General features: G+C 73.3%; 10 protein-coding genes. 6 read left to right on the top strand and 4 right to left on the bottom strand.

All coding sequences use genetic code 11. From position 1 onward, the window contains the following. Positions 1-7: 7 nt before the first annotated feature. From SACTE_RS03275 to SACTE_RS03285, 3 genes are all read right to left on the bottom strand, one after another. Positions 8-784 (bottom strand): GntR family transcriptional regulator, encoded by a 777-nt coding sequence (locus SACTE_RS03275; RefSeq protein WP_014044604.1) that lies wholly within the window; start codon positions 782-784, stop codon positions 8-10. Positions 785-1,092: 308 nt separating this feature from the next. Further along, entirely contained in the window at positions 1,093-1,983 is an 891-nt protein-coding gene (gene sigJ / locus SACTE_RS03280) for an RNA polymerase sigma factor SigJ (protein ID WP_014044605.1), read from the bottom strand. 140 nt (positions 1,984-2,123) lie between these two features. Then, entirely contained in the window at positions 2,124-3,173 is a 1,050-nt protein-coding gene (locus SACTE_RS03285) for a DMT family transporter (protein WP_014044606.1), read from the bottom strand. 47 nt (positions 3,174-3,220) lie between these two features. Between SACTE_RS03285 and SACTE_RS03290 the strand changes: the two genes are divergently transcribed. From SACTE_RS03290 to SACTE_RS03310, 5 genes are all read left to right on the top strand, one after another. Then, positions 3,221-4,696, top strand: a complete 1,476-nt coding sequence (locus tag SACTE_RS03290; protein WP_014044607.1) for a PLP-dependent aminotransferase family protein — start codon at positions 3,221-3,223, stop codon at positions 4,694-4,696. A 175-nt stretch (positions 4,697-4,871) separates the two neighbouring features. Next, the gene (locus SACTE_RS03295) at positions 4,872-6,452 is read left to right on the top strand and encodes an alkaline phosphatase D family protein (RefSeq protein WP_014044608.1); all 1,581 of its coding nucleotides are present in this window, start codon (positions 4,872-4,874) and stop codon (positions 6,450-6,452) included. Positions 6,453-6,590: 138 nt separating this feature from the next. After that, positions 6,591-7,970 carry an SWIM zinc finger family protein gene (locus tag SACTE_RS03300; RefSeq protein WP_026359036.1) on the top strand — a complete coding sequence of 460 codons (1,380 nt, stop codon included), beginning with the start codon at positions 6,591-6,593 and terminating at the stop codon, positions 7,968-7,970. Further along, on the top strand, positions 7,967-10,681 hold the full coding sequence (locus SACTE_RS03305) for a DUF6493 family protein (RefSeq protein WP_014044610.1): 2,715 nt from the start codon (positions 7,967-7,969) through the stop codon (positions 10,679-10,681). Before SACTE_RS03300 ends, SACTE_RS03305 begins: the two co-directional genes overlap by 4 nt. 169 nt (positions 10,682-10,850) lie before the next feature. After that, positions 10,851-12,242, top strand: coding sequence for a GNAT family N-acetyltransferase (locus SACTE_RS03310; protein ID WP_202435043.1), 1,392 nt, complete (start codon positions 10,851-10,853; stop codon positions 12,240-12,242). Here SACTE_RS03310 and SACTE_RS03315 read toward each other — a convergent pair. Further along, positions 12,178-13,392 (bottom strand): PLP-dependent transferase, encoded by a 1,215-nt coding sequence (locus SACTE_RS03315; protein ID WP_014044612.1) that lies wholly within the window; start codon positions 13,390-13,392, stop codon positions 12,178-12,180. The two genes, SACTE_RS03310 and SACTE_RS03315, sit on opposite strands and share 65 nt — an antisense overlap. Before the next feature lie 59 nt (positions 13,393-13,451). On the opposite strand from SACTE_RS03315, the gene SACTE_RS03320 reads away from it, so the two are divergent. Next, entirely contained in the window at positions 13,452-14,003 is a 552-nt protein-coding gene (locus SACTE_RS03320) for an Lrp/AsnC family transcriptional regulator (RefSeq protein WP_014044613.1), read from the top strand. Positions 14,004-14,105: the final 102 nt, after the last annotated feature.

A 14,105-nucleotide genomic window follows, 5' to 3' on the forward strand; every position in this document is an offset into this window, starting at 1 on the left:
CCTCGCGTCAGGATGCCTGGCGCGTCTCCACCTGTTCGTCGTGGCTGATCTCCAGGGCCCCGGAGTCGCCGAAGGTGAGACGGCAGGTGTCCGCGCGGTAGGTCGCCACGGACACGGCCACGGTGCCGGGGGCGGCGAAGTAGCGTGTCGTGACCACGAGGACCGGCGCACCCGGGAGGCGGTCCAGTTCCTTGGCGTCGTCCGCGCGGGCCGAGCCGAGCTCCACGGAGCGGTCCTGGCCGTCGAGCCCCCGCCGGTGGAGCTCACGCAGGACGCTGCGGGCCCGGGCCGGGCCCGAAGGCACGTCGATCGCGGAGAGTTCGGGCACGGACGACGTCGGGACGTACAGGAGTTCCGCCGCGACGGCCTGCCCGTGGGTGAGACGGATGCGGCGCACCACGTGCACCGGAGCGTCGGCAACGATGTCAAGGAGGGCGGCCACGGACGCCGGTGCGGTCGCGGTGGTGCACTCGACGGGCTGCCAGGCCTCGTCCGTGTCGCCACCGTCCGCCCAGTCGTGCTGTACGGCCGCGACGGCGACCCCGACCCGCGGAGGTGCGACGGTCGTGCCCACGCCACGGCGCCGCTGAAGACGGCCTTCCAGCTCCAGCTGCTCCAGGGCCTGCCGCAGCGTGGCCCTGGCGACGCCGAAACGCGCCGCCAGATCGCGCTCGTTGGGCAGGATCTCGCCCACCGCGAAGTCCGAGTCGAGCGCCTCACTGAGCACGGTCTTGAGATGCCAGTACTTCGGCTCCTGTACCGATTCCAGCTGCGTGGTCCCCACCCTGTCCTCCGCAATCACCCGGCGTCTTTTCCGCGACGTTATTTATTAAAGGTTCCTGTCTTAACGTGTCGACCTTAGGGGTGCCCACCACCTTGGTCAAGACCAATCCTCGCGCGGTCACGGAGCGAAACGGCCTCTTGCCGCAGAGCGTTCACAGGACGTTCGCGGTGCCGTGGTCCTGCGCAGCACAAAGCCCCACGTCCGGTGGGGTCCTGGGCGTGGGGCCGCCGATGGAGGGCCACAAATGAGCGCAGGGCCGGCGATCCGAGCGCGCTCGGCTTCGACCGCGTCGGGCCGCCCCGCCGACCTCAGGCGAACGTCAGCCCGGCGAGCTTGTCGGGGTTGCGGATGATGTAGGCGCCCTGGATGACCCCGCCCACGGCCTCCACCTGGAAGACGGTGTCCGCCTTCCCGTCGAGAGTGAGCACCAGCGCGGGGCCGCCGTTGAGTTCGACGATCCGGGCCTCCAGGTTCGTGGTGCCCGGGTCGTGCGCCACGGCGAACAGGAAGCGCCCCACCTTGTCCGCGGTCTCGATGACGCGTCGCGGCGCCTTGGCCTTGCCGCCGCTGTCGCTGACGAGGCGGACATCGGGGGCCAGCAACGCGAGCAGCTCTTCGAGGTCGCCGCCGCCGGCCGCGGCGAGGAAGCGCTCGGTGAGGTCGCGGCGTACGGCGGGGTCCACGTCGTACCTCGGCTTGCGCTCCTCCACGTGCCGCCTGGCACGGCCGGCCAGCTGCCGTACCGCCGCCTCGGACCGGTCGAGCGTCGTGGCGATCTCCGCGTACGGGAAACCGAAGGCCTCACGCAGGACGAAGACGGCCCGTTCCAGTGGCGAGAGGGACTCCAGGACGACCAGTACGGCGAAGGACACCGAATCCGCGAGCACGGCGCGTTCCGCGGTGTCCGGGGCGGACGGCCCGTAGGCGGTGACGACCGGCTCGGGCAGCCAGGGGCCGACGTACGCCTCGCGTCGGGACTGCACGTGCCGCAGCCGGTCGATGGCCAGCCGGGTGGTGACCCGTACGAGGAAGGCCCGCGGCTCCCGTACGTCCTCACGATCCGCGGCAGAAGACCAGCGCAGCCACGCCTCCTGCACCACGTCCTCGGCGTCGGCGACGCGGCCGAGCATGCGGTAGGCGACCCCGGTGAGGACGGCCCGGTTTTCTTCGAACAGATCGGTCAGGGTGTCGGCGGTCACGGCCCCATCCCAGCCCACAGGCCGGACGGTGTCCAGCGGGAATCGCCGGGGTCGGCCGGGTCCCCGAACTCGGGGCCGGCCGACGGCGGTCGTGGGTCCGCGAGCCGACGCCACGCTCACTTCCGACGGGTCCGGTCACCTCACACCGCCCGGCGGCGGCCGTGCCCGGCCCGGCCTCCGTTCAGCCGGCGCCGCCACGCGTGAGACGGTCGTGCCGCGTGGCTCCGCCGCTGCCCGGCGGAAGGGGGCGTGGCATGGCCTCCACCGGCGCCACCGGTCACCGTCGCGTTTCCCCCCGCTCCCCGGCGGCGCGCCAGCACCCCCGAGCCGAGAGCCACACCCGCGCCCACGAGAAGGCTGCCGGCGCCCTGTCCGACTCCGTACGTCCCGGCCCCTGCGAGCGGCGCGGTGAGCGCTGCCGACACGGGGATCAGACCGGAGAAGAGGGTGGCGCGTTCGGCACCGATCTGCCGCATCCCGCTGTACCAGCAGACGAAGCCGATCACCGTGACCACGGCCGCCTGCCACAGAAGGGCCAGGGCCTCGTGCCCGGTGGGGAGCCGCAGGAATCGCTGCCCGTCGAGCAGTACCCCGAGAAGCACCGATTCCACGGCCGCCACGGCGCAGACCGCCGCCGACAGAAGTTTCGGGCCGAGCGGGCGCAGGACCGGCACGGCGAGCACCGCGAAGCCGACCTCACCGGCGAGCGCGCCCACCGAGAACAGAATGCCGCCCAGGTCCGTGCGGCCCCAGCCCTGCACGGTGAACGCGCCGGCGGCGACGAGACCGGCGGCGTACAGCACGGTCCGTGAGGGGCGGCGTCCTTCCAGCGTGGGGACGAGGACGCCCACGACGACGGGCGCGCAGCCGACGAAGACCCCCGGGACCGCTGGTTCGGCGGAACGTTCCGCAGCCAGCACGGCCAGGTTGAACCCGACCATGCCGATGGCCGCGAGCGCGGCGAGGCGGATCCGTTGAGGCCACGTGAGCGTGCGCAGACGGGCCCGGGGGCTCGATCCGTGACGGGAACGCAGCAGAGGCAGGAGCAGGAGCGCCGCGAGGCCGTAGCGCAGCGCCTGTCCGCCCGCGTACGGGTAGTCGCCGAGGACGCTGTTCGCGGTGAAGGAGGCACCGACCAGGGTGCAGGCGAAGGCCGCGAGAAGGGCCCCGCGGAGCGGTGTGGCGTTCATGGGGGCGACGCTAGGTTCAGGGACGGTCCCGTTTAAGGTCCACTTCCATGACGTCTTCGGGGACCAATCCGGGTGCGGGGCCGGACGCGGCCGAGACGGGTGGAGGCGCGCACCCGGCCTGGGAGTTGCTGCTGCCCGCCGTTCTCGCGCCGGCGCGTCAGCGGGGGCGCGTGTTGCAGTCGGCGCTCCGTCAGGCCGTGCGTGCGGGCCGGCTGCTCCCGGGCACCCGCCTCCCGGCCAGCCGTGAGCTCGCGGCCGATCTGGGTGTGTCACGCGGCCTGGTGACCGAGTGCTACGAGCAGTTGACGGCGGAGGGCTATCTGCGCAGCGGGCGGGGCGCGGGCACCTGGGTCAGCGACGCGGTTCGGCCTTCTGCCCTGGGCCCGGCACGGGACTTGGCACCGCGTGCGCCCGATGTCCGGGTGGACTTCCGGCCCGGGACCCCGGATCTGTCCCTGTTCCCACGAGCCGCCTGGGCGGCGACCCAGCGGGCGGTGCTGGCCCGGTTGCCGCACCGGTCCCTCGGCTACCCGGATCCGCGCGGGCTGCCGGAACTGCGGGAGGCGCTGTCCGCCCTGCTGACCCGGCGACGCGGTGTGGTGGCCGATCCCGAGCGCGTGGTGGTGTGTTCGGGGGTGGCCCAGGCGACGACCCTGTTCGGTTTCGTGCTGCGCGGGCGCGGCGCGGAGGCGGTCGGTGTCGAGGACCCCGGCAGTCCGGAGCACACGGCTCTGTTCGCCTCGACGGGACTGCGCGTGACACCCCTGCCTCTCGACGACGAGGGGCTCGCACCGGAACCGCTGGCGCGCTCCGGCGTACGCGCCCTGGTGACGACGCCGGCCCACCAGTTCCCCACCGGCGTCGCCTACTCCGCCGAGCGGCGCGGCCGGCTGCTCGACTGGGCCCGGGAGTCCTCCGGCGTGATCATGGAGGACGACTACGACGGCGACTTCCGCTACGACCGGGCTCCGGTGGGGGCGTTGCAGGGGCTGGACCCCGAACACGTGCTGTACACGGGTTCGGTGAGCAAGTCGCTCGCTCCGGGGCTGCGGCTGGGCTGGCTGATCGCGCCCGCCGCGATGACCGAGGAGATCGTGGCCCGCAAGCGGACCATGGACCTCGGCAACCCCGCCGTCGACCAGGCGGTGCTCGCCGACTTCGTACGGCGGGGCGAGTACGACCGCCAGTTGCGCCGCTGCCAGCGGGCGTACCGGGAGCGCCGGGACGCCCTGACGGCGGCCCTGGACGCGTACTTCCCCGGCACCGAGGTCACCGGCATCGCCGCCGGGCTGCACATCATCGCGCGTCTGCCGGACCGGTTCGGCCCCCAGCCGGCCTTTCTCCGCCGGGCGGACGCGGCGGGTATCGCGTTGCGGCCGCTCAGCGACTGCGGGACGCCGCGTGGGGCCGGGGACGGCACCGTCCGTCTGGTCCTCGGCTACGCGCATCTGAACCCGGCGGACATCACGCGCGGTGTGCGGCTGCTCGCCGCCGCGGCGCGCCGGTCCTCCTGGCAAGAATGATCAACGTCCGGGCGCGGGGGCCGAGTCCGGCGCCCGTTCGCCGCGGGGCGCGCTGTTCATCCGGCGTTGGGGTAGCGGTCGCTCCCGGCGACTAGGCATGGGGCGGAGATCAGCCACGTACGTCCCGCGGTTCGGAGAGTCCCGGTCCGCCTCGTCCCGCCCTGGAGGGCCTTCGATGTCGTACCGTCCCCGTGTCCCGGCTCCGGGCCGCCGCACCGTGCTGCGTGGCACGCTGCTCGCCTCGGCCGCCGCGGCCGTGCCCACCGCCCTCACCGCCGCGCCCGCCCTGGCCCTTTCCGGGCGGCCGAACGCGTCGTGGGGTGTGCAGGTCGGTGATGTGACGGCTTCGTCGGCGCTGGTGTGGGTACGCTCCGACCGGCCGGCGCGGATGCTCGTGGAGACCTCGGCGACGGAGTCGTTCCGCCGTGCGCGGACGTGGCGCGGCCCGCTGCTCGGCACCGGGACCGACTTCGCCGGGACCGTGCCGCTGTTCGGGCTTCCGGCCGGTACACAGGTCCACTACCGCGTGACGCTCGCCGACCCGTTCGACCCGCGCCGGACGGGCGCGCCCGTGTACGGCACCTTCCGTACCGCTCCGGCCCACCGCCGTGACGACGTGCGCTTCCTCTGGTCGGGGGACATCGCGGGCCAGGGCTGGGGCATCAACCCGGACATCGGCGGCTATCGCGTGTACGAGGAGATGCGCCGCCTGGACCCGGACTTCTTCCTGTGCAGCGGTGACACCGTCTACGCGGACGGGGTGCTGGAGCCGAGCGTCACCCTGCCCGACGGCCGGACCTGGCGGAACGTCACGACGCCCGAGAAGTCGAAGGTGGCGGAGAGCCTCGACGAGTACCGGGGGAACTTCCGCTACAACCTGCTGGACACCAACGCCCGCGCGTTCAACGCGCAGGTGCCGTCGATCGTGCAGTGGGACGACCACGAGGTGCGCAACAACTGGTACCCGGGGCAGATCCTGGACGACGACCGGTACACGGAGAAGAACGTGGACGTCCTGGCGGCACGTTCCGTGCGGGCGTTCCGGGAGTACTTCCCGGTCTCCACGCTGCACGGCGCCGGCCGGGAGGGGCGCGTGCACCGCGTCGTCCGGCACGGCCCCCTGCTGGACCTGTTCGTCCTGGACATGCGCTCCTTCCGCAACGCCAACTCCCCCGGCCGGCAGCCCGACGACACCACGGGCATCCTGGGTGCGGAGCAGCTGAGCTGGCTCAAGCGAGAGCTGTCCAGGTCGCGGGCGGTGTGGAAGGTGATCGCCGCGGACATGCCGCTGGGCCTGGTCGTCCCGGACGGTGAGACCGACTTCGAGGCCGTGGCACAGGGCGATCCGGGCGCGCCGCTGGGCCGGGAGCTCCAGATCGCCGAACTGCTGCGCCACATCAAGCACCGGCGGATCACCGGGACGGTCTGGCTGACGGCCGACGTGCACTACACCTCGGCGCAGCACTACCTCCCCGAGCAGGCGGCCTTCAAGGACTTCGCCCCGTTCTGGGAGTTCGTCTCGGGGCCGCTGGCTGCGGGCCAGTTCCCCGCCAACGCCCTCGACGGCACCTTCGGCCCCGACCAGGTCTTCGTGCGGGCACCGGAGCGGCCGAACGTGTCGCCGATGGAGTCGCCGCAGCTGTTCGGCCAGGTCGACATCGACGGGGAGAGCGGCGAGTTGGCGGTGAGTCTACGGGCGCAGGGCGGATCGGTCCTGTTCCGCAAGGTACTTCAGCCAGGGCGCGTCGGGCAGTAGATCACACCGCGCGGAGCGGCCCCGGCGTTCGTCCGGGGCCGTTGACAGCCCAGCAGGGCGTCAGTCAGTGGTAGAGCCACAACCACCGGGACCTGAGTACCAGCATCAATGTCAGTGGTGGGTCCTACGGTTTTTCCCATGACCCGATCCGTACAGGCTTTGGCCTACTCACGCGCGTCCGCACTGGAAACCTCGCAGGCCGGGGGGCAGTTGCTCGGTCTGGAGACCTCCGGCGGCCTCACCCCGCGCGGCGCCGAGGCGCACCCGCGGTTCTTCACCGGTTTCCTCACCTCGCCGAGGATCGCCGCACGCGGCCTCCTGGCCGTCGCGGACGTGGCGTCCACACGCTACTACCGGCGGACCCTCCTCTCGTCCCTGGACCCGGTGGTGACGGGCAACGGCGACCGGCTGCGCTTCGAGTCGTTCTCCGGCTGCTGCGGGGTGTACGCGCGCCTGGACGTGCTGCGCGACGGGCTCGACGGCGCGGAGACCGGCCACGGTACGACCAACGTGGATGTCAACCAGCCGTTGCGGGAGGCGCTCTCCCGGATAACGGCGGACGATCCGCTGCATCTGCGGGTGGGACCCGGCGAGATGGCGGTGACCACGACGGACGGCCCGGTGGTGGAGAAGAAGGTGCCGCTGCCGGACCGCTGGCTGCGCGGTTTCGCCGAGGCGCAGGTGGTGTCGGCCGGCTTCGATCTGCGTGCGGAGCTCCCGGCGGCCGAGGCGGTGCGCTTCCTGCGTTCGCTGCCGCGCACGTCGGCCAACGCGTCGCGGGGCGCGCGGTGGGTGGTGCCCGTCGGGAACACCCTGCGGCCGACGACCCGACCGGTGGCGGGTGCGGTGTGCCTGCCGGGACCGGAGCGGCTGGCCGCCCTCCAGCGGGTGCTGCGCCACGCCACGGCCCTGCGGGTCTACGGGCCGGTGGTGGCCGGCACGGCCGCCGCCGCGAGCGCCTGGGAGGTGGTGCTGCCGGGAATGCGGCTCACGCTGACCCTGTCACCGGAGGCGGCCCGCGGATTCTCGGGTGAGGGCGGCGTCCTGGAGGCACTGGCCACGGACGACGCGGAGGCGGATGCCGAGCTGGTCTCGGTCCTGCTGGCGTGGGAACCCCGGATCGAGCCCGCCGACCTCGCGGAGCGGGCCGGCCTGTCCGTGGAGCGGGTGCGCGCGGCGCTCACCCGGCTGGGGACCGCCGGGCGCGTGGGCTACGACCTCGCGGACGCCGCCTACTTCCACCGGGAGCTGCCCTACGACGCGCACCGCGCCGAGCGGCACAACCCCCGTCTGGTCGCGGCACGGGAGCTGGCCGCCTCGGGGGCTGTCGCCCTCGACGGTGCTCTGGCGGCCGTCGCCTCCGCTGACCGCCGCTACCAGGTACGGGAGGCGGACGGGGTGCTCAGCTGCACCTGCCGGTGGTGGGCGGACCACCGGGGACGCCGGGGCCCGTGCAAACACGCGCTCGCGGTCCGGATGGTCCGCCGCGGCGCCGCGGTCGCCGGAGGGTCCCGATGAACGAGCTGCTCACCGCCGTACGGGACGGACGCACGCGGGATGCGGCGCTGCTGGTGGCCGGCCTGGACCGGGCCGGGCGCAAGGAGGCGCTGGCCGGGCTGAAGCTCCTGCGCAAGGAGGCGCGCGGCTGGGACTGGCGCGAGCGGACCAAGGTGCGGCACCCGCTGCTGGTGGCGGGCGCCGGCTGCCACACAGGCGCCGCCGCCTGCGCCGCCTGGATCGGTGGCCAGGACCTGCGGGACTGGTCGGGCATACCGCACAAGCTGCTGCTGAAGGTGCTGGCCGACCGGGACCCCGTCTGGCTCGGCGATCTGTCCCACCGGCTCGCGGCGCGCCCGACGGCCACCTCCGGCACGGACTTCCAGCTCGTCCAGGAGCTGGCGCGCATCGCCCGGTGTCCTCTCCCGGTGACGGCGAGCGTCGTCGAGGCGTGGGTGGCCTCGGTCAACACCGTCCGCCTGCACGACAGGAAGCACCAGACCCTGATCGGCGTCCTGCGGGAGGAGGCGGATCTCGGCGTCCTGGCACCGAGGCTGTTCGACGGCATCGAGCCCCCCTCCGGCCTGTACTGGTACGACCACGGTGACGCGGTGGGTGCCGACGGGTGGCCGACGGTGCTCGCGACGCTGGCCGGCGAAGGCCTGGTGGAGCGCGGAGCACTGATCGACGGTGCTGTGAACCGGTTGCTGCGTGGGGGCAGACCCGGCGACCTGCGGTTCTCGCTGGCCGTGGTGCGGGCGCTGGAGCTGACCGCGGACGAGGAGGCCGAGCGGGTTCCCGACTGGATCGCCATGGCGGCGGACGGCGTAGCTCCGGTCGCGGGTCACGCGCAGGGCGTGCTCACCCGGCTGGACACCCTGGGCAGGCTGACCACGTCCGACCTCGCCGACGTCTCGGCCTCGATCCTGTTCCGTACGGAGAAGAAGCTCGTACGGGCCCAACTCGTCCTGCTGGGCAAGGTGCTGCGTCGTGACCCGGCGAGCGTCGAACCACTGCTCCCCGTGGTCGCCGAGGCGTTCGGCCACGAGGACATGGACATCCGGGAGCGCGCGCTCAAGCTGACGGCCCGCCACCTGACCACGGCACCGGCATCGTTGATCGAGGAGCTCGCGCCCGCCGCCGCGCAGCTGGGCCCGATGCACCGGGAGCTGGCGCGGGAGCTGTTCGGCGATCTGCTGGACGACGAGCGGCAGGCACCGCCGTACGAAGAGGCACTGCCGCCCGTCCCGGCCCTCCGCCCCCTCGGTGCCGCCGTCGCCACGGTGTCGGAGCTGGTGGAGGAGGTGGCCGCCCTGGTCAAGACGGGCAGCCTGGAGACCACGCCCTTCGAGCGGGCGCTCGACGGTCTGATCCGCCACAGCCGGTCCGACCGTACGGCCCTGACCGAAGCCCTCCGTGACGCGCTCGCCGGCCAGTGGTGGCTGGAGGACCAGCCGCGGAGCCAGGTCGACCGCTGGTTCACCACCTCGAGCCCCCGGGGGCTCGACATCGTCGCGGCCGCTCTGCTCGGCCGCGTCTCGGCCGATGCCGTCAAGGACGGCCGTGCCCGCCGGACGGCCACCGGCAGATGCGCCCACGCCGCACTGGACGGTGTGCTGTACGCCCGTCTGTGGGAGGCGGCGTCCTTGGTGCGGGCGGATCGCCGAGCGCATCCGGTGCCGTTCCTGCTGGCGACGCCGACCTGGCACACCGGGGCGCTGGACGCCGCGGAGCTGGTGGAGCGGCTGCGGACCTACCGGGATCTCGGCGCCTTGCCGGGGCCCGTCGACTTCGGGCAGGCGTTGCTGCGCGTGAACCGGTCCGGCGCGGACCACGTCGCCGAGGAAGCGGCCCTGCTCGGTACGGCGGAGGGTGACCGGCTGGCCACCTGGCTGCGCACGGCCGGGCCGGTGGCCCCTGTGCTGCCCCACGGCCTGGACAGCGACCGCCCCACCCGGGGCGACCGGCACGGGCGGGGCGCCCCGGGGGCCCGCCGGGTGCTGCTCCCCACCGCCGAGGGCAGCGTGACGGCGGCGGAGTTCCCGCGCGCCTTCCACTGGCTCGGCCACGCGCGTCACGCGCACGGGGACCTGTGCCATCACGAGTTCTCGGCCCGTTCGGAGCACTGGCTGGCGGCCCTGCCGCAGGACCCCGACTCCGTGGCCGCCTGGATGACGCCCACTCTCATGTACGGGGCGGAGGAGGGGATGCGCGGCAGTGCGTGGTTCCTGCCGAGGCTCGTGGAGGCCCGCGACGGATCCGCCGAAGGGCGCCCGGCGGGGGAGGCCACACATCTGGCACTGGCGTACGGACTGGGCGCCCGGCATCCGGAGGACCGGCTGTCGGCGGTCGACGCACTGCTCCTGCTCGCGGCACAGGGCCGTCTCGATCCGGCTCTGCTCGGCCGGGAGCTGGCGATACTCGTCGACCACCAGCTGCTGAAGATCAACCGGCTGGCGGACTCGGCCCGTACCGCCGCCTCGACGGGTGCGTACCGGACGGTGCTGGCGGTGCTGTCGTCGGTACTGCCGACGCTCCTGGCCCACGAGCCGGCGCCGCGCGGACTCGGTGAGATCCTCGCGGTCGCGGCCGAATGCGCGGAACGCTGCGGTCCGGTGGCGGACGAGCCGGCAGCCGGGCTCGCCGCCGCGGCGGGACGTGGCGGCACCTCGCAGCTGGTCCGGCAGGCCGGCCGTCTGCTGGCGGCGTGGGGAGGGGCTCCGGGGAGGTGACCGGACGGGCGGAGGTGCCCGGCACCCGCCGGGCAAACCGACAGGAAAGGCGGATGCCGGAAGCAGCGGACGAAGGGCGGAAGGTGTTGATAGGCGACCAGATCCACACGTAACCCATCAGTCACAATGCGTTCGTGATCAGGCAACACCGTTCGGTCACAGTGAGGACATGACTGATGTGACATCCGCGAAGAATGCCCGTCGCCCCCACCACTGGCGGCGGGACGTGATCGAGCTGGCCGCGCTCTTCACGGCGGTCGCCGTGGCCGACGCGATCGCGAATCTGATCGGGCACCAGCCGGACGGGCCGTATCTGCTCATCGCCGCGGCGGTGGCGCTGGTCGCCACCGCCGCGTTCCACACATGGTGGGCACGAAGGCACAGCCACGCACCGCCGCCCGATGCCGACGGCCCCGGCGAGACGGCGGGACCGGCCGGGGCGCCCGAGCAGGCCGTCGAGACGGTGCTGTGGCGGATGCGGACGACGGTGCGGGACGCCCCCGGGGCCCTGGCGGCGCTCTGCACCGTCCTCGCCCGGCACCGGATCGACATCCTCACCCTGCAGACCCACCCGCTGGCGCAGGGCACCGTGGACGAGTTCCTGCTGCGCGTGCCGGAGTCCCTGCCGGCCCAGCACCTCCGCCGGGAGATCTCGGCAGCCGGCGGGACCTCCACCTGGATCGAGCGCGCCGACGCGCACGACCTGGTGGACACCCCGACCCGGGTGCTCGGTCTCGCCACCCGGACGGCACTGGACGCGGCGGAACTCCCCCTCGCGCTCAGGCAGCTGCTGGGCCGGTGCACCATCCACTCGGTGCCCGCGCTGACGGTCTCCGGACGCCCCACCGGTGCGAGCGCCCCGGTGGAAGGCGTCCTGGAGGACACCGTGATGAAGCTGCGGGACCCCTCGGGCGGAGTCATCACGGTCGAGCGCCCGTATCTTCCGTTCACGCCCACCGAGTTCGCCCGCGCCCGGGCCCTGGTCGAGCTCGACGCCCGGCTCGGCCCCCGGGTACCGCGCAGTGAGGACGTGCTCACCCTCCCGGAGGGCAACGAGATCACGGTACGGCGTGCTGACGGCGAGGACCTGGCCGCAGCGCGGGCCATGCACGACCGCTGCTCCGAGCGGACGCTCGGCCTGCGCTACCACGGACCGGTGCGGGACGCGGACCGCTATCTGGACCACCTGCTGAACCCGCGGTTCGGCCGCACGCTCACCGTGCAGACCGCGTCGGGCCGGCTCGTCGCCCTCGGCCACCTGCTCTGGGACGGTGACGAGACCGAGGTCGCCCTGCTGGTGGAGGACGACTGGCAGCGCCGGGGCATCGGCTCGGAGCTCCTAGGCCGGCTGGTGGCCATGGCGGCCGAGGCGGGCTGCGAGAGCGTGTACGCCGTGACGCAGGCGCACAACACGGGGATGGTCGCGGCCATGCGCGCGCTCTCGCTGCCCCTCGACTACCAGATCGAGGAAGGCACCCTGGTCATCACCGCCCGGCTCACCGCCTCCCCTGCCCAGCCGCATGCGGCACAGGAGCAGGAGCGGCCCCGGCTCCGCGGCTGAGCGCCTGGCACAGGTCGGCCCAGATGTCCTCGACGTCCTCCAGGCCGACCGACATCCGCAGCAGCCGGTCGCCGACGCCCGCCGCGCGCCGGTCTCCCTCGTCCACGATGCGGTGGCTGATGGAGGCCGGGTGCTGGATGAGGGTGTCCACGCTGCCGAGGCTCACCGCCGGGGTGATCAGGCCGACCCCCGCGATCACCCGGTGCGGGTCTCCGTACACCTCGAAGGAGACCATCGCCCCGCCCAGCGCGGGGTAGTGCACCCGTGAGACGCGAGGGTCGGCCGTGAGCCTGCGGGCGAGTTCGGCGGCAGAGGCCGACGCCGCCCGGACCCGCACGGCGAGCGTGGACAGGCCGCGCAGCAGCAGATAGCCGGCCAGCGGGTGCAGCACCCCGCCGGTGGCGAACCGCATCTGCCGAAGCGTCGCCGCGAACTCCTCGTCGCAGGCGACGACCCCGCCCATCACGTCCCCGTGCCCGCCGAGGTACTTGGTCGCGCTGTGCAGCACGATCCTGGCCCCGTGTTCGACGGGCCGTTGGAGCACGGGCGTGGCGAAGGTGTTGTCGACGAGCAGCGGTACGGTCCCGCAGGAGTGCGCCACCGCCCGGATGTCGATCTCGGCGAGGGTGGGATTGGCCGGTGTCTCGACCATCACCAGCCCGGTGTCGGGGCGGATGGCGTCGGCGATGCCGGCCGGGTCCGTCCAGGTCACCTCGGTGCCGAGCAGACCGGAGCCGAGCAGGTGGTCGCTGCAGCCGTAGAGCGGGCGTACCGCGACCACGTGCCTGAGCCCGGCGCTCGCGCGGGCCAGCAGCACCGCCGAGAGGGCGGCCATCCCGCTGGCGAAGGCGACCGCGCTCCCTGTCCCCTCCAGCGTGGCCAGCGCCTTCTCGAAGCGGGCCGTCGTGGGGTTGTCCAGACGGGCGTAGACGGGCGGGCCGTCCGGTTGCGCACCGGTGGCGGCGAAGGCGTCGATGCGTTCGGCCTCGGCCCGGGAGTCGTACGAGGGATAGGTGGTGGACAGGTCGATCGGCGCGGCGTGCAGTCCGAGAGAGGCGAGGTCGTCGCGTCCGGCGTGCACGGCTTCGGTGGCGAGCGCCCTGGACCGGTCAGGTGCAGGGGAGGTCAGCGAGGTGGCTTCGGCGTCCATGACACCACTCTGAACAACGACCGGTCCGGCGCGGGCACCCTCCGTGTAACGTTCGCCGCATGCCCGAATCTGTCGCTCTGGACCCGGTGGATCTGCATATCCTGCGCCTTCTTCAGAACGATGCCCGGACGACGTACCGGGAGCTGGCGGCCGAGGTCGGTGTGGCGCCCTCCACGTGCCTGGACCGGGTGGCGCGGTTGCGCCGCTCCGGGGTGATCCTCGGGCACCAGTTGCGGCTCGATCCGGCACGGCTGGGCCGAGGCCTGGAGGCGCTGCTGCTGGTGCAGGTCCGGCCGCACCGCCGGGAGCTCATCGGCCCGTTCGTCGAGCGGATCCGTGCGCTGCCGGAATCGCGCGCCCTGTTCCACCTCACCGGTCCGGACGACTACCTGGTGCACGTGGCGGTCTCCGGGACCGCCGGTCTGCAACGGCTGGTCCTGGACGAGTTCACCTCGCGGCGAGAGGTCGCACGGGTGGAGACCCGGCTGATCTTCCAGCAGTGGGAGTGCGGACCCCTGCTGCCTCCCGCGCCGGACCCGCCTGTCCCGGGCCCGCGCCCCGGCCCCGCGACGACGGGTGCGGCGGCCGCGCCGACGGAGGCGGGGCCGTGAGCCGATGCCCGCGCACGGCCCCTCGGGGAAGGGGCGGTGACGGAACTTCCGGGTTCCCGTACCGCATACCGGTGACGCGGGAACCCTGAGCGTACGAGGATG

Origin of the sequence: Streptomyces sp. SirexAA-E (assembly GCF_000177195.2) — a bacterium.
GTDB lineage: Bacteria > Actinomycetota > Actinomycetes > Streptomycetales > Streptomycetaceae > Streptomyces > Streptomyces flavovirens.